This window comes from Acidobacteriota bacterium, assembly GCA_026393755.1.
In the GTDB taxonomy this organism is placed as follows: domain Bacteria; phylum Acidobacteriota; class Vicinamibacteria; order Vicinamibacterales; family JAKQTR01; genus JBAXOX01.
The window spans coordinates 53,244-70,134 of the sequence record JAPKZO010000009.1 but is presented as its reverse complement, the minus strand read 5'-3'; the positions used below and the strand labels follow the sequence as shown (position 1 = coordinate 70,134).

Annotated in this window: 12 protein-coding genes and 1 pseudogene; 8 read left to right on the top strand and 5 right to left on the bottom strand. The window is 64.2% G+C overall.

Features of this window, described 5'->3' with window-relative positions; genetic code table 11:
• The first annotated feature begins 386 nt into the window (after window positions 1-386).
• The 6 genes from NTV05_04525 to NTV05_04500 all read left to right on the top strand — a co-directional run bounded on the left by NTV05_04525 (window position 387) and on the right by NTV05_04500 (window position 7,009).
• Entirely contained in the window at window positions 387-1,085 is a 699-nt protein-coding gene (locus tag NTV05_04525) for a 7-cyano-7-deazaguanine synthase (protein MCX6543662.1), read from the top strand.
• Window positions 1,086-1,098: 13 nt separating this feature from the next.
• A complete protein-coding gene (locus NTV05_04520; protein MCX6543661.1) occupies window positions 1,099-2,055 on the top strand; it encodes a hypothetical protein in 957 nt (318 codons plus the stop codon).
• A gap of 369 nt (window positions 2,056-2,424) precedes the next feature.
• On the top strand, window positions 2,425-3,156 hold the full coding sequence (locus NTV05_04515; protein MCX6543660.1) for a FadR/GntR family transcriptional regulator: 732 nt from the start codon (window positions 2,425-2,427) through the stop codon (window positions 3,154-3,156).
• Between the two features lie 40 nt (window positions 3,157-3,196).
• Window positions 3,197-4,510 carry an MFS transporter gene (locus tag NTV05_04510; GenBank protein ID MCX6543659.1) on the top strand — a complete coding sequence of 438 codons (1,314 nt, stop codon included), beginning with the start codon at window positions 3,197-3,199 and terminating at the stop codon, window positions 4,508-4,510.
• A 2-nt stretch (window positions 4,511-4,512) separates the two neighbouring features.
• Window positions 4,513-5,943, top strand: a complete 1,431-nt coding sequence (gene uxaC, locus NTV05_04505; protein ID MCX6543658.1) for a glucuronate isomerase — start codon at window positions 4,513-4,515, stop codon at window positions 5,941-5,943.
• A 133-nt stretch (window positions 5,944-6,076) separates the two neighbouring features.
• Window positions 6,077-7,009: a VOC family protein gene (locus tag NTV05_04500; protein MCX6543657.1), complete on the top strand. Its 933-nt coding sequence runs from the start codon at window positions 6,077-6,079 to the stop codon at window positions 7,007-7,009.
• A 2-nt stretch (window positions 7,010-7,011) separates the two neighbouring features.
• Here NTV05_04500 and NTV05_04495 read toward each other — a convergent pair whose 3' ends face one another.
• The 5 genes and pseudogenes from NTV05_04495 to NTV05_04475 all read right to left on the bottom strand — a co-directional run bounded on the left by NTV05_04495 (window position 7,012) and on the right by NTV05_04475 (window position 12,127).
• Entirely contained in the window at window positions 7,012-8,019 is a 1,008-nt protein-coding gene (locus tag NTV05_04495) for a GHMP kinase (GenBank protein MCX6543656.1), read from the bottom strand.
• The gene (locus NTV05_04490; GenBank protein ID MCX6543655.1) at window positions 8,003-8,893 is read right to left on the bottom strand and encodes a UTP--glucose-1-phosphate uridylyltransferase; all 891 of its coding nucleotides are present in this window, start codon (window positions 8,891-8,893) and stop codon (window positions 8,003-8,005) included. The genes NTV05_04495 and NTV05_04490 overlap by 17 nt, the downstream gene beginning before the upstream one ends.
• A gap of 70 nt (window positions 8,894-8,963) precedes the next feature.
• A complete protein-coding gene (locus tag NTV05_04485) occupies window positions 8,964-10,235 on the bottom strand; it encodes an alginate lyase family protein (protein MCX6543654.1) in 1,272 nt (423 codons plus the stop codon).
• 94 nt (window positions 10,236-10,329) lie between these two features.
• Window positions 10,330-11,316 (bottom strand): hypothetical protein, encoded by a 987-nt coding sequence (locus NTV05_04480; GenBank protein ID MCX6543653.1) that lies wholly within the window; start codon window positions 11,314-11,316, stop codon window positions 10,330-10,332.
• Between the two features lie 232 nt (window positions 11,317-11,548).
• A pseudogene (locus tag NTV05_04475) lies at window positions 11,549-12,127 on the bottom strand (beta-glucuronidase).
• Between the two features lie 249 nt (window positions 12,128-12,376).
• Between NTV05_04475 and NTV05_04470 the strand changes: the two are divergent.
• Window positions 12,377-13,519, top strand: coding sequence for a glycoside hydrolase family 88 protein (locus tag NTV05_04470; protein ID MCX6543652.1), 1,143 nt, complete (start codon window positions 12,377-12,379; stop codon window positions 13,517-13,519).
• A gap of 44 nt (window positions 13,520-13,563) precedes the next feature.
• Window positions 13,564-16,674 (top strand): DUF4982 domain-containing protein, encoded by a 3,111-nt coding sequence (locus NTV05_04465; GenBank protein MCX6543651.1) that lies wholly within the window; start codon window positions 13,564-13,566, stop codon window positions 16,672-16,674.
• Window positions 16,675-16,891: the final 217 nt, after the last annotated feature.

The window sequence follows — 16,891 nt, the reverse complement described above, 5'->3', positions numbered from 1 at the left end:
GGCGAATTGGTGTACTGGGTTCAAGGACGGGTTAACTACCGCGACATCTTCGACAAGTCCCATTACACGAACTTCACCGCCAGACTGTGGCTTCCTGATGGAATCTTCTCGTTCGTGTTGGAAAAGGGTTACTCCGATGGATACTAGCGCCAGCGCACACGCCAGCCCGACCGAGATGAATCCATGGTTGCGGGCGCTATGGCTGAGCGGGTAAGGCTTCACCCCCGGCAAACTCCGCGCCAAGGCAGGGGAACCGGCGCGGCGAACTAGACCACTACCTCCCCGGGACCCCGGCTCCCGGCGACACCACGATCGAGGGGAGACGCCCGAATTCGTGCAGGAATGTGCAGAACGTGCCATATTCCTTGAGGTAGAGGTGAGACGAGATGTCCATTTCCTTCCTGGCGTCCGACCTCGTGCCCGGCACGCGGGTGGTCGTGCTGGCGGGAGGCGGGATCGAAACGGCCGCGCTCATCCCCAGGCTCCTGGCTGCCGGCGCCGGCGTGATTCCGTTGCACGTGCGGTGCGGCCTTCGCTGGGAAGCGCACGAATCGGCTGCGTTGAGGCGATGTTGTGCGCGACTCACGCAACCCGTACTGGAGTCGATCGTCGAGGTCGAGTACCCCCTTCGGGAGCTGCTGTCGGCGCATTGGGGAATGAGTGGTGAAGGCATACCGCGTAAGGACGACGATCCGGGCCGCCTCGAGATCCCGCTGCGGAACATCACCCTGCTGACGGCAGCGGCGATTCGCTTCCGCGACCTGACGGACCTTGTGCTGGCCACCGGTACGACTGCCGACAATCACTTCGGCGACGGGTCGCGCGCCTTCTTCGACGCGTGTGAATCGCTGCTCGGGATGGCGACAGGGCGTCGCGTGCGGGTGCTGACGCCGTTCATTCACCTGACCAAGACGCAGATCATTCAGCAGAGCGACGTGGAGGCGCTGGCTGCGTCCTGGTCGTGCGTCGATCCGCGCGGCCATGAGCACTGCGGCCGCTGCATCAAGTGCGGACGCCGGCAGGCGGCCTTTGCCGCGGCTGGCGTGGCGGATCCAACCACCTACGCCTGCTCGCCCGGTGCGTAGGAGGGCGAGCGTCATGAGCGATACGTCCGTCCGCCACTATCTCTGGGCCGGGCTTGATTTCATGATCGACCGGGACGGCATCCCTGTGCTGCTCGATGCGAATCGATCGTCGCACATGATGACCGAGTACCTCGAGTTCTTCGGAGACGACCGTCCGTTTGCGCTGACAGCCGGGCGCATGAATCGCGCCGACGGTCCGCCTTGCCTGTTGTGGCGGCGGGGAGAGCCGCTTCCAGACGGGGGCGAGGATGCGCCGTTCATCGGACATCACCTGGCCGCACGCCTCACCATTCAGCCGGCCATCTGTGATGCTGAAGACAATCAAGATCCCCGCGCGACGCTGATCTCACGGGACGGCCGGATCGTTTCGCCCGGCAGCATCTTCCGCTGGTGGTACGGTCTGCCGTGGACCTACGAGCGGGCCGGCGTGCTGGTGGTGAATCCGAATTGCGTGTGGACAATCGTGCGCGACAAGGCCAGCTACCAGGACCATTTCGCGGGCAGCCGTCACTTCCGCGTGGCACAGTCGTTTCCCGTGGAGACGCCGCAGCAGGCCGTCGACCTGATCGCGGCGCACCCCGATCTGTTCGGGTACGGGTTCGTGTTGAAGCCGAGGGTCGGCTGGGGCGGCTACGGCGTGCAGATTGGCGATGCCGGGGACCTGCCGAGACAGTGGTTGGGCGACTACGTTCTCTGCGAACGAGTCATGCCGACGCTGCAGGAGGAACGATTCTGGGACGTGCGGGTGTTCGTGATGGACGGCGAGTATCTGGGAGGCATCCAGTACAGCAGCGCGAAACCCGTGACCAACTTCCATCAGGGAGGCGCACCGTCACGATTGGATCACGCGCTGGCCGCCAGGCTTCGCGAGCCCGCCATCGAAGCAGTCCGCCGTGTCGACAAACTGGCGGACACCATCCACCGACTTCCCGATCCGCCGCAGACGCCGCTCGTCAACGTGGTCTACTGATCGACGTCGGAAGCGCCCGTGGCGGCGTACGCCGGAATTCAGCCGTGTACCTCTCTGGACCCCGGATGCCACCTCATACGGGTGCCGCGTCGGAGCCACCGGGCTTCCACCGGCGTGGCAGACACTTGCTTCATTCGACAGGACAAGGGCCATGGAAGATACCTGAGTGGACAGACCATCTGTCAACGAAAAGAGGCAATTTGGTTCTGACAACCCCGATGAAGACTTGTCAGGCGCTTGGTGCATCTTCCAATTTGTACGGCCCAAATCTGGGAATTCTGTCAGAGTGATGGCATTGACAGACCGGCGGTGCGAGTGTAATTGTTATGCGCTGTTTTGCGAATTGGTCTGACCGATTCGTGAGGTACTATGCCTGAATTCAAAGGATCCGCTGCGACCCACCTGGTGGTGACGCATGTTCGGGGCATGCTCGATCGGGGCGAGCTCAAGGCTGGCGACCGGCTGCCGGCCGAGCGAGAACTCGCCCAGCAACTCGGGGTGAGCCGACCCAGTCTGCGCGCCGGTCTGCGATCGCTGGCGGTGATCGGGGTTGTGCAGATCCGGCCCGGTGCCGGGTCGTACATCGCGGCCGGACCGCCGGCGCTCGGCACCGACGCGCTCAGCTTCCAGGCCGCGCTGCACGGATTCACACGGGACCAGATGTTCGAGGCGCGCCTGGTGCTTGAAGTGGCTGCGGCGGGCATGGCGGCCGAGAGGGCCACCTCGGATCGACTCGTGCTCATCAGCGACGAGACCACCGGCATGTTCGCGTCGATGGACGATCCGCAGGCGTTCCTGCTGCATGACATCGCGTTCCATCGCGCGGTGGCGGCGGCGTGCGACAACCCGATCGTCTCGTCACTTGTGGATATGGTGTCGGAGTTGTTCCGGCAGCAGCGGCGCCAGACCATCGGCCGCGCCCACGACTTGAGAGAAGCGGCCGAGGAACATCGCCGTATTTATCTCGCGATCAAGGTGCACGATCCCGAACGAGCCCGCCGCATGATGAGCGATCACCTGCTGCGCGCTGAACACAGCCAGCGAACCGAAGAAGCCGAGTCGGTACCTGGCCCCAGCGAGAAACCGGAGCCATCCGCCTGACGGATCGGCTTGAGATCGCCGGGTAGGAGGGGGTAGCAGGATGACCGAGACAACGAAGGGCCGCGTGGGCCACCTGCGCTGGGTGATCTGCAGCCTGATTTTCCTGGCGACCACCATCAACTACATCGATCGCCAGATCCTGGCGCTCATCAAGGAGTTACTCGACAAGGAACTCGGGTGGAGCAACGAGCAGTTCGGCCTCGTCAATTCCGCCTTCCAGGGCGCCTATGCGGTCGGGCTCTTTGTGTTCGGCTGGTTCATCGATCGCTACGGCACCAAGATCGGCTACGCCGTCTCGATCGCGTTGTGGAGCGTGGCGGCGATGTCGCACGCGCTCGTGGCGTCGGTGGGCGGGTTCTTCAGCGCACGCGTCTTCCTGGGCGTGAGCGAGGGCGGCAACTTCCCGGCAGCCATCAAGGCCGTGGCCCTGTGGTTCCCGAAGCGCGAACGGGCGCTGGCGACGGCCATCTTCAATTCGGGGACGAATGTGGGAGCCATCGTGGCGCCGGCGCTCGTGCCGGCGATCGCGTTTTCGCTGGGATGGCGCTGGGCGTTCATCTTTGCGGGCATCATGGGCTTCCTCTGGATGCTGCTGTGGATCCCGTTCTATGACGTCCCGGAGAAGCGCGCCAGGTTGTCGAAGGCCGAACTGGATTACATCAACAGCGACCGGGACGAGAGCGGGTCGGGCAGCGTGCCCATCGGCTGGCGGCGCGCGCTCGGCTACCGGCAGACCTGGGCGTTCATCGTCGCGAAATTCATGACCGACCCGGTGTGGTGGTTCTTCCTGATCTGGCTGCCCGATTACTTCAAGGCGACCCGCGGCCTCGACATCAAGCACAGCTGGGTGCACTTGGTGACAATCTACGTGATCGTGACGATCCTCAGCATCGCCGGCGGGTGGCTGACGGGGCAACTGCAGAACATGGGCTGGAGTGTGACGCGGGCGCGGAAGTCCGGGATGTTCCTGTTCGCGCTGTGCGTCCTGCCGATTCTCCGGGTCACCCAGGTGGGCGACTGGCCTGCAGTACTGCTGATTGGATTGGCCGGCGCCGCTCACCAGGCGTGGTCGGCGAATCTGTTCACGACGGCATCCGACACCTTCCCGAAGAAGGACGTCGGCACCATTGTGGGCTTGGGCGGGATGGCCGGTTCGATTGGCGGCATCCTGTTTCCCTGGTTCTCCGGCAAGCTGCTCGACCAGTACAAGCTGGCCGGCAACGTGACGGGCGGCTACGCTATCCTGTTCGCGATTTGCGCGTCGGCGTACCTCTCGTCATTTGTCGTTCATCATCTGCTGGCGCCGAAACTCGAACCTGTGTCGTTTGACGACCGGCCCGCTCGCGGGATCTGACGATGAACGCGTTTCTGGACGACAACTTCCTGCTCGAGAGCGAATGCGCGATCGAGCTGTACCACCGGCACGCCAGGGACGTGCCGATCATCGACTTTCACTGCCACCTCTCGCCCGAGCAGATCGCGACCAACCACCGATTCCGTTCGATCACCGAGATCTGGCTCGACGGCGACCACTACAAGTGGCGGGCCATGCGGGCCAATGGCGTCGCCGAGCGCTTCTGCACCGGCGACGCGTCCGACTGGGAGAAGTTCGAGGCGTGGGCGCGCACCGTGCCGGATGCCATCAGAAGTCCTCTCTATCACTGGACCCACATGGAATTGCGTCGGCCGTTTGGGGTGGACGCGCTCCTCTCGCCCGCGACGGCGCGGGCGGTGTTCGACCGCTGCAACGAGCGATTGCACGAGGACGGGTTCACGACGCTCGGATTGTTGCGCGGCTTCCGTGTGGCCGTCGTCTGTACCACCGACGACCCGGTCGATTCGCTCGCGCATCATCAGACGCTGGCGGCACGATCCGATCCCGACACCCGTGTCTATCCGACATGGCGGCCCGACAAGGCGCTGGCCGTCGAGAACCCGGAGGCGTTCAACGCCTGGGTCGCGCGTCTCGAGCAGGCATCGGGAAAAGCCATCGGCGGGAGCCTGACGTCGCTTCTGGACGCGATAAAGTCACGACATGACTTCTTCCACGAGATGGGATGCCGCGCGTCCGACCACGGTCTCGAGACGATGTACGCCGAAGGCTGGACTGATGTCGAGGTTGGCGCGTCGTTTGAGCGGGTGCGGGCCGGTCGCGTGCTCGATCCGGGCGCGGCGATCAAGCTGAAATCGGCGTTGCTCTATACGCTGGCGCGGCTCGACCACGCACGCGGCTGGGTTCAGCAGTTCCACCTCGGCGCCCTGCGCAACAACAACACGCGGCTGCTTCGGACGCTCGGGCCGGACACGGGCTTCGACTCGATTGGCGACTTTGAGATCGCCCGGCCGCTGTCGAGGTTCCTCGACCGTCTCGACGACACCAACCAGCTCGCCAAAACGATCCTCTACAACCTGAACCCGCGCGACAACGCGCTGATGGCGGCGATGATCGGCAACTTCCAGGACGGCACGGTCCCCGGCAAGATGCAGTACGGATCCGCCTGGTGGTTCCTGGATCAACTCGACGGGATGAAAGCGCAGATGGACGCGCTATCAAACATGGGACTCCTCTCGCGTTTTGTGGGGATGGTGACCGATTCGCGCTGCTTCCTGTCGTACTCCAGGCACGAGTACTTCCGGCGCCTGCTGTGCAATGTGATCGGCGACGACGTTCGGCGGGGCATGCTGCCCGATGATCGGGATCTGCTCGGCCGGTTGGTGCGCAACGTCTCATTCGACAACGCGCGCGACTATTTCGGCTTCCCGCTCGGCCGCACCGGGCGGAACTGAGTGCCCCGATTCCTAATTATGGCAACGTGGTCGTAATTAGGAATCGGGGCACTAAGCGTGTGGCGAAAGTGGGTCGGGTCACTTTGCGCGCCCGACAAGCGACCCGACCGATGTGTCGGACACGGAGGGACCGATGAGAGCGATGGTCCTGATGCTCGTGATGCTGTCGTGTGTGGTGGCTGCCGACGCACAGGAACCGCGGCGGCCCAGAATCGTGGGCATCGCGCACGCCGCGCTCTACGTCCACGACATCGAGAAGTCGCGCGCGTTCTACGAGACGTTCCTCGGGTATGACGAGGCCTTCCCCCTCAAGAATCCTGACGGCACGCTCTCGCTCACATTCATCAAGATCAACGACCGGCACTACATCGAGTTATTTCCGGAACGCGAAGCCGGAAGCGATCGACTGGCTCACATCGCCGTCGAGACCAACGACGCCGAAGGGATGCGCCTGTATCTGAAGGCGCGCGGCATCACCGTGCCCGACAAGGTCAGCAAGGGGCGGATCGGCAACACCAGTTTCAACGTGAAAGACCCGGACGGCCACACGCTGGAGTTTGTGGAGTACGAACCGACCGGCATGCCGGCCCTGGCGAAGGGGCAGTTGATGACCGGTGACGCGGTGTCACGCGACATGCGCCACCTGGGGATCCTGGTGGGTGCGCTAGACCAGGCAGTGAGCTTCTACGGGGACGTCCTGGGGTTCAAGGAAACGTGGCGAGGGAGCCGAGACGGCAAAGAGCTCAGCTGGGTCAACCTGCAGGTGCCGGACGGCGACGACTACGTCGAGTTCATGCTCGGTCGGGATCTGCCGGAACCGGCGAAGCGGGGCAGCCAACATCACATCGCGCTATTCGTGACGGACATTGCGAAGGCCGAGGCCACGCTGAGGGCGCGGGCCGGACGCGCCGGCTATACGCAGACGATGGAGGTCCGGACGGGCATCAACCGCAAGCGCCAGCTCAATCTCTACGATCCGGATGGCACGCGCAGCGAGCTGATGGAGCCGGACTCGGTTGACGGTAAACCCGCCCCGTCGTCTACCGCCCCGCCACCGAAGAAGTAGCGTCAGGAGACGATGGGCTTGATCGTCCGGGAACCGGCCAGCGACAGTTGTGCGCGGACATTGTCGAACATCGGTTCGTCTCGGTACGTGCCCAGGATCGCCCCGCCCGATCCCGCAAACTTGGCGCTCGCGCCGCAGCGCCGCGCGATCTCGATCTGATCGATCTGCCACGGCGGAAGCTGGTAGATGCTACGGCGTGTGTCGAAATTCTCGTTCATCAGCGCAGCCAGCGCCTCGGCATCGCCCGCCAGCAGCGCGTCGCGTCCCTGGGCAGCCAGGCCCGCGAAGTGCGTCATCGCCTGGATTACCTCCGGTTCGCCGCGGTTGAAGCGTTCGCGGATGTTGTTGTGAAACACTTCCGTCGGTTCGCTCAGCGCGTCGTGGTACGCCAGGTACATGTTTGGCAGGAGGGCGGGATCGAGCCGTTCGTAATGATAGGAGGGCAGTCCCTCGACGATCCGTTCGCAGCGTCTGTCGAAGTCCATGTAGACCAGGCCTTCGTAGACCTGAATGACGCGGTCCTGGAGTCCGGCGGCGATGCCGAGTTCCTTCTGCTCAACCCGCAGCACAAAGCTCGGCTGGGCTTCGATGGGAATCCGGATACCGTAGAAGTCCATCAGGCTGCGGAGGGTGGCCACGATAATCGCGCTCGACCCGGCCAGCCCGACCTGTCGCGGGATGTTCGTCTGATAGCGAACCGAGAAGTTTCGCTCGTGAAGTGTCAGCTTGCGGCTCTGGCAGTACTCGACGAACTGTTTGATCGTCGCCTTGATGAGCCGGATGCCGCCGTAGTAGCCGTGCAGGCGCACATCGCGCGCAAGGTCGTATACCGATCCGAACGTCGCCCGATCGCCTTCGGCCAGCACGATGTCGACCGAATCCCATTCGTACAACACCACCTCGGCACAGAAATTCCTGACGCTGATCGAAATCGTCTTGCCGTGGTACCCGTCCGAGGGGTTGCCGACGAGGCCCGCCCGCGCGTAGGCGCGGTTACGCGTGAGGAACATGGAGCAGTTCCTCCAGCCGGCGCCGGAGCGCCGGACCGAACTTCGCATCGGCGAGGGCGAACTCGACAAACGCTTCGAAATAGGACTCGAAGTTCCCGATATCGTACCGGCGTTCATCATGATGCAGCCGCACGCCGTACACGCGGCCACCGTCGCGCAACAGTGATCGAATCGCGTCGGTCAGCTGAATCTCTCCATCCTTGCCTGGAGAGGTCCTGGCGAGCGCGTCGAAAATCAGGGGCGAGAGCACGTAGCGGGCCGCGATGGCCAGGTTGCTCGGGGCCTCGTACCTGGCGGGCTTTTCGACCAGGTCGGCCACTTCGAAGACGTCTCCGCTGGTTCGCGGCCGCGCGATGCCGTAGTTGGAGACGTCGGCGTCGGGCACCTCCTCAAACGCGATGACGGCCACCGCGTGGTTGTCGACGAATTGACGAGTCATCCGCCCAACCACATCGGATTCGGCGTGCATCCCGATGATGGAATCTCCCAGGGCCACGACGAACGGCTGGTGGCCGACCAGTGCCCGGGCGCACAATACCGCGTGTCCAAGGCCAAGCAACTGGCGCTGGCGCGTGTAGAAGTACTGGACCGCGGTCCGGTCGAACTCCAGTTCGGCCAGCAGCTCCTCTTTGCCTGTCTCGCGCAGGGTCTGAATCAGTTCGCCGTTCAGATCAAAGTGATTCTCGATCGAGGTCTTGCCCGGCCCCGTGATGAACAGCATGCGCTTGATCCCGACCCGGGTCAGTTCTTCGACGACGTACTGCACGACCGGCTTGCGCCCGACCGGCAGCATTTCCTTGGGTTGCGACTTCGTGGCCGGAAGCAATCGCGTACCGAGACCGGCGACGGGAACCACGGCAATATCGATGTCCATCAGTGTGAATCCGTCCACGCGACAACGCGCAGGGGCCGTGACAGGAGGAGCGCAGAGAATTCTATCAACATCAAGGTGTGGAGGGCACCTCCACCCAAAGAAGCGGATGGCGGACCGGCAGATTTCTGATGACCTCCTCGGTGGTGGGCGACGAATTGAGCGAAGCCCACAAGTCGAGGTACGCGCCCTCATTCAGCCCGAGCCCCGCAAACAACAGGCTGGGATGCCTGACAGGCCACTCGTCGAAGTACATCACATCCTTCGGAAACGGCCAGGCGGCCTTGTTCTTCATGTATGGGAACAGAAAGGCCATGCCTTTCCGAATCCCCCGGCCATCGGGGAGCGCGAACGTCCAGAGGGAGTCGTTCGGCGTCGACACGATCTGGCAGATGGTCGCGAAGGCGTCGAGGTTGAAGAGCGAATAGCCATACGGCTTGGTGCGCTTGATTTCGAGAGGGAAGCTCCCGTCAGCGGCCATCTGACCGGGCAGCAGCACGTCCTTGTACCGTTTGCGACAATCATCGAGTATGGCGGTGTTGCCAGTGAGGTGCGCGAACGCCGCCACCTGCATCACCCAGCAGGTACCGTGATTGTTCTTCGCATTCCGCTCGTCGATGCCGTACTGATGAGTGGTCAGCCACGCGAGATACCGAGAGAACCAGTCCTTGATGCCCGCGATGTCCGCCGGTCGGGCCGATGTCGAGATCGAGAGCCGTTCGGTCGCCCGCGCCACCTCAACCAGATGAATCGTATCGATGATGCCGGTACCCCGCCCCGTCGCCTTCTTGCAGATCGCCTGCGCGTACAGCAGATTCGGGTTCATCCGCGTGGCTTCGTCGATGAACCACGCGCGCAAGTGGATGATGGCGTGCGCGGAGAACCGCTCGTCACGAGTCAGCACGTATGCGGAGGTCAGCGTGGAGACGTGCTCGCTGAATCTGATCATCGCCCGGCGATGGTCTACGAAATTGTCCGGGTTCGACATCCCGTCACGCTGGATGTACGGACCGCCTGGATTCACCGGATCCGGCCACCAGTAATCGCCTTCGGAAGAGAAGTCGTGAAGCCCCCCCGCGCTCCGGGGCGAGTGAGAAGCGGTCACTGTCACCGGCGCTTCTTTCAGGTACGCCTCGGCGGCCTGGAACACACGCCGCCGGTCGGCTTCGGTCAGAGCGAATCGACGAACGTCCGGAATCGGTGGCTCATCCGGCCGCCAGACGTCAACGCTGACGGTTCCCATTTGCGCTCCAGGATCGGCCGCGCCGCTCGTGGATCCCGAACCGGCCGTCAACCAGAGCACCGCCGCGCCCGCACCAATGACGCCAATTCCCAGTCGTGTCACGCAGCCTCCGCGGGCCGAAGCATATGCTGTCGGCCGCGTTCTGAGCATCGGGAAACCCATCTGACCGACGCGCGTGTCGCCGCGCTTGCGGGCGTCACCTTGCGGGCTGGCCCGCGAGACGTTGGCGGTAGAAGTCCTTTAGGGCAAAGAACGCCTTCTTCTTCTCTCCCTTGTCCGACACGAGGCCCTTACGATTGTAGTTGTCCTGAATGCCCGGCAGCACCCGGCGGGGCGACCGGAAGTCCATGAGGATCCACGGGCTCGCGCCCCGCAGGAAGTCGATCTTCTTCAGCATCTCGAACTGGTGCTGATACAGATTCTCCTGGTACTCCTCGGTCCAGCGCTCATCGACGCCGCCGTGGAGACCGGCGCGGGCGTCACCGCCGAACTCGCTCATGACAAGGGGCTTGTCGTAGACGGTCTTCCACGTAATCGCGTCGGCGTCCTCGGGCGTGCGCTCGTACCAGCCTACGTATTCGTTGCACCCGAGCACGTCGAGCACCTTGCCGAGCGGGTCGTCGATGACCTTGGTGTTGCGGTCGGTGTAGTGCGTCTCGAGCGCCGCGGTCACAGGCCTGCTGGGATCCAGCCGGTGCGCGGTCGTCACCAGCTCGGTCATGAACGCCAGACGGGCCGGCGTCAGCGGCGTCTCGTTGCCGACCGACCACAGAATCACGGACGCGCGATTCTTGTCGCGCCGGATCATCTCGCCGAGTTGCCGCTTCGCGTTGGCCAGCGTCGCCGGATTCTCCCAGTCGATCGTCCAGTACACCGGGATTTCGGACCAGAGGAATACGCCGGCGCGATCCGCCACGCGCGCCATATTGCGATTGTGCGGGTAGTGCGCGAGCCGCGCAAAATTGCCGTTCAGTTCCTGCACCCATCCGAGGAGCGTGGTGGCATCCTGCTCGCTCGACCCGCGCCCCGAGCGGAGCGGCGCCTCTTCGTGCATGGAGATGCCGCGCAGGAACACCGGCGTGCCGTTCACCAGGATCTCGCGCCCGCGCACCTCGATGGTGCGGAAGCCGATGCGGTCGCGGACGACTTCCCCATTCCGACCAGCGTTCCAGCCCCGGCGCATCGATTCGGATGTCGGCTGCGCCGGTCGCGTCGGTCTGGACCCGCTGCTCGACGTTCAGTTCCGGGATCCGCACCGTCACCGGGTGGGAACCCTCGCTCATCCGCACCCAGCCCTCAATGTGGCTGACCGAACCCTTGCGCAACTGAAGGAAGTAGTCCTCGAGGAAGATGGCCGGTACCTCGACCAGCTCGACGTCGCGGGTCAGCCCACCATAATTCCACCAGTCCGTCACATCGGTGGGCACCGCGTCGCGTCGCCGCTGGTTGTTGACATAGATCACCACGAAGTTCTCGCCGTCGTTCACCTGGTCCGTCACTTCGCAGTTGAAGCCAGTGAAGCCGCCTTCGTGTTCGCACACCTGCTTGGCGTTCACGTAGACGCGAGCGAGGTAGTTCGCGGCGCCCACGGCGAGAAACACCCGTTTGCTTGGCGGCTTGCGATAGGTGAACGAGCGCTCGTACCAGACCGTGCCCTCGTAGTAGAAGAGCTCCTTCTTCTGGCTGTTCCAGTCGCCCGGAACCATCAGAGTGTCGGACTTTGCGAAGCTGTATTCGACCAGGTCGCGCTTGTCGCGCGGCACCGCATTCTGGAAATAGCCGTCCGTGCGGGGCAGGTGCCGGTAGTCGTAATAGCCAGAGTCGTACGGATCGACGATGTAGTGCCACGGCCCGTTGAGGCTGATTGTCGACCGGTGCTCGATGTTGGCGATGAGGCCGGTTGGTTGCGCAAGTCCGGCCGATGGCGCGAGTCCGGCCGGTTGTCGGGTGAAGCCCACCGCGACCAGCAACAGCGGCGTCGCGAACACGGTCATACGAACGACTCGACTCATCGGCCCACCTCCTGTTGTCACCCGGTTCCTCGCGTACCCTCCGCCCGAGACAGCCGGCTCCCGAGGCGCCGCCGCCGTCTGGAGTGCCCCTCCGGTCGGACCGGTTGATTCTACGCCAAGCGCGTGTGGTCAGACCAGAAACCGGGGATAATGTATCGCACGGTCGCCGGAAAGGTCGGCACGGGTCGACGATCTGGCCGATGATCGACCGGCGTAGGGGGGCGTCCTCACATGAACCGATCAGTGTCTATTGTGGGCGGAATCCTGGCTGCTGTCCTGATGGATTCGGCGGCGCCGGCTTTGGCGCAGAGTGCGCAAGTGTCACCAACGGCGTTCAGCGCCGACATCGACCAGCGAGCCATCCTCAAGGTGATGACGGCCGCGGCCGACTGGCAGCTCGATCACCCATCCGACCATGCGCCGTACGACTGGACACAGGCGGCCTTCTACACGGGGGTGATGGCGTTCGCCGACGTCTCCGACCATCCGAAGTACTTCGAGGCGATGAAGGCGATGGGCCAGCGGAATCAGTGGCGGCCCGGGCTTCGGCCAGGCCACGCGGACGACTACGCCGTGATCGCCACCTACGCGAAGATCTTCCAGCGAGACCGCGACAAGACGATACTCGCGCCGGCGCTGGCGTTGTTCAACTTCCTGCTGACGCGGAAGTACGATGAGCCGCTCCTGTGGGGAAACGCCATCGAGACCCGCGAGTGGGCCTGGTGTGACGCCCTCTTTATGGGGCCGCCGGCGCTCGCGGCCGTGAGCGCGGCGACTGGCGATCGCAGGTACCTCGATCTGGCCAACCGCCTGTGGTGGAAGACCACCGACTACCTGTACGACAGGACCGAGAAGCTCTATTACCGCGACAGCCGGTATCTTGATCAGCGCGAACCGAATGGCAAGAAGGTGTTCTGGAGCCGCGGCAACGGCTGGGTCTTCGCGGGTCTGGCTCGGATGCTGCAGGATATGCCGGCCGACTATCCGGATCGCCCCAGATACGTGGCGCTCTTCAAGGAGATGGCGGACAAGATCGCATCCGTGCAGGGTGAGGACGGGTTCTGGCGGGCGAGCCTGCTGGATGCGACAAGCCTGCCGAATCCTGAGACGAGCGGAACCGGCTTCTTCACGTTCGGCCTCGCGTGGGGGATCAACAACGGCCTGTTGGACAGAACCCGCTACGAGTCCAACGTCCAACGTGGATGGGCCGCGATGGTCAAGGCTGTTCGTCCCGATGGCATGCTTGGCTGGGTCCAGCGCATCGGAGATAAGCCTGGAGCCACGACGGTGGACACGACGGAAGTGTACGGCGTTGGCGCGCTGCTCGCGGCTGGCAGCGAGGTCTACAAGATGGCGAAGTCCTCGGGTTCATGAATGCCTCAACGAGTTGATTGACTCAGGACGTCGTGGAGGAGTCGTTGATCACAGCCGTCTCTTTCCGTCAGGTAGTGCGTCGCCTGATCGTCGGTCTCGTCATGTGCGCGAGTGTGCTGCTGGGCACCGTCAACGCGGCCACAGCGGAACGTACCATCCTGAACTTCAATCCCGACTGGCGATTCATCAAGGCCGATCCAGCCGGGGCTGAGGCGGTCGGGTTCGACGATCGCGCCTGGGCCATCGTCTCGACGCCTCACACCTACAACGACATCGACACATTCGACAACTGGTCGACGCCGGGGCACCGCGGCGAGCAGATTCAATGGAGCGGCCGCACGTGGTATCGGAAGACGTTCACGTTGCCCGAATCGATGCGGGGCAAGCGGGTATTCATCGAGTTCGAGGGCGTGCGGCAGGTGGCGGAGGTGTATCTCAACGGCAGGCGGCTCGGTGTCAGCAAGACGGGATTCACGCCATTTGGCTTCGAGCTCACCCCGCACGTGAGATTCGGCGGCGCACCCAACGTGCTGGCGGTGATGTGCGATAACCGCTTCATGAAGGATCCGCTCGACGAAGCGGCGGCGGCCGCCCTGGGCACCGCGACGCAGGGCGGAAAGTCCGCACCCAACCCCAATCTCGCGCAGCTGTCGGCGAAGGTGAACGAGGCGATTCCTGGCGATCTCGAGCAGTTGTCGGCCGAACAGATCCCGTGGAACAACCCGCACTGGCATCCGGCGCACGGCGGAATCTATCGCAACGTGCGGCTCGTCGTCACCGATCCTCTGCACATTACGCTGCCGCTCTATAGCTTTCTCAAGACGGTGGGGCCGTACGTCTACGCGACCGACGTGACCGCGCAGTCCGCGAAGGTGACGGTTGAGGTGCCCGTCGAAAACGGCCGCAGCGCAGGTGTAGACCGGGTCGACATGCAGGTGGAGGTCTTCGACGCCGATCGGCGATCGATCCTCATCCTGCAGGCAGGGCCGACGTCGATGGCCGCCGGCGGGCGGTTGCGGGTGACGGCCTCCGGCAGCCTCCCGCGGCCGCGCCTGTGGGAGCCAGCCTATCCCCACCTCTATCGCGTCGTCTGCACGCTCAGGGCAAACGGCGTCACCGTCGATAGCAGCGAAGTGCCGCTCGGAATCCGGGGGATTCGCTGGGACGCCCAGGCGGGTCTGTTCCTCAACGGCCAACACTTGAAGCTCCACGGATGGGGCCAGAAGCCGACCAATGAGTGGCCTGGTCTCGGCGCGGCGCTGCCAGACTGGTTGCACGCATCCACTCTTCAATTGATGAAGCAGGCGGGCGGGAACTTCGTCCGATGGGGCCACACGGCGGGCGGTCCGTCGCTCATTGCCGCGGGCGATCGTCTCGGCCTCATCACCGATCAGCCCGGGGTCGATGGCGAGTCCGACACGCGTGCCGCCGCGTGGACACTTCGGGCTTCCGCATTTCGGGATGTGATCATCTACTTCCGCAACAACCCGTCGATCTTCATCTGGGAGGGCGGGAACCAGAAAGTGTCGAGGGAGCACGCGAAAGAACTGCGCGGCCTGATGGACATGTACGATCCGCATGGCGGTCGGGCCTACGCGCACCGCCGCGCGGATCAGGTGACGGCGGAGTTCATGGACGTGGGCATAGGCACCGAAGGCGGCCGCGAGATCGCTCGGCTTCCCGTCGTCGAAGGCGAGTACAACCGCGAGGAGTCGCCTCGCCGCGTGTGGGACGATGCCTCGCCGCCGAACTTCGGGTATCCGGAGGCGAAGGGCCAGACGTATCAGCTCACCTCCGAGCAGTTCGCGGTGAACCAGGTGGCGCAGTATGTGAAGAAACTCGGAGCGCCCGAGCACAGCGGCGGCGCCAACTGGATCTTCTCCGACTCGACCAGCGGTGGCCGCGTGGCCGTCGAAGTGGCGCGCGCCGGCGGCGAGGTTGACGGCGTGCGGTTGCCCAAGGAGGCGTACTACGTGTGCGCGGTGATGTTCCGCGGCGAGCCCGCTGTGCACATCATTGGGCACTGGACCTATCCGGCTGGGACGAAGAAGACGGTCTACGTCGCGTCGAACATGGACGACGTCGAACTCCTCGTCAACGGCCGATCGCTCGGCCATGGCAAGAGGTCGGACACGTATCTCTTTACGTTCCCTGATGTCACATGGGAGGCAGGGGAGATCAGGGCCGTTGCGTCGTCTGCGGGTAAGGCTGTCGCGACGCAGACCAAGCGGACAGCCGGGCCGGCCGCTGCGCTGAAGCTCACGCCCATCGCTGGGCCGGACGGGCTTCGCGCCGACGGGGCCGATATTCTGCTCGTCGACGTCGAGGCCGTGGACGCGCGTGGCGAGCGCGTCCCAACCGTCCAGCAGCGCGTCGATTTCGAGATGTCGGGCCCAGGCACGTGGCGCGGCGGCTACAACAGCGGCAAGATCCATTCGACCAACAACACCTATCTTGACCTTGAGGCTGGCATCAACCGCGTCGCGATTCGCGCCGGGCGAGTGGCCGGGGCGATCTCCGTGCACGCGCGCAGCCGGAGTCTCAAGGACGCCACGGCGACCGTAATGTCGCGGACGGTTGTCGTCGATGGCGGTGTCTCTGCCGTGATGCCGGCGGTGGCCACGATCGAACTGCCTGACCAGCCGCTGAGGCCTCTGGCTGGTCCCGAACCCGGCCTGGGCACGTCAGCACGGGCGTTGAAGAAGGCGTCGGCTGCGGTCGGACGTTTCATCCGATCGTTCAACTACTCGGGCCCCTCGTCCTACATCGTCCACATCGAAAGCCGCGCCGCCGATGGCAAGAACGCCTATGTCGATGTCGATTCGCCGCTCGCGGGATTGACTGACGATCTTCTGGGTGCGGATTGGGTTCAGGCCGCGAACCGGGAAAGTCTCTACGACGCCGTCGACCTGATGGAGCTGGCCGTCGTGGCCGGCAGCGTCGTGTCGATCGCGCACGACGACCGTGTGCCGCGCCCGGCGTGGCTGACACGGCAATTCACGCCGACTGCGAAGCGCATCACGGTGAACGGTCAACCGTCGAGCGTGTTCCAGCGCCGGGTCGAGCGCGACGAAAGCCTGACGCTCGGCGCCAACGTCGAAAGCGGCGCGGTGAAGGCCGCGAACATGTACGTCGTGTTCGTGAAAGCCCCATAGCTCCGGCCGCGATGGGTGGTGAAGGGCCAGGGCCGGCGCCTCGGGGGCACCCGCGTCTTCTGCATGACGCTGAACGGGCCGAGACGCATCGCTTCCTCGGCCGAACGCATCAGCGCGGACCGCGCTTCGGCATTCGCCGTCTGTTGGCCGAGCGCCGCTCGGCTTCCAGGCGCCGAGACCATCAGACATGCCGCCAGCAGAACGCGTCCGCCGCGAG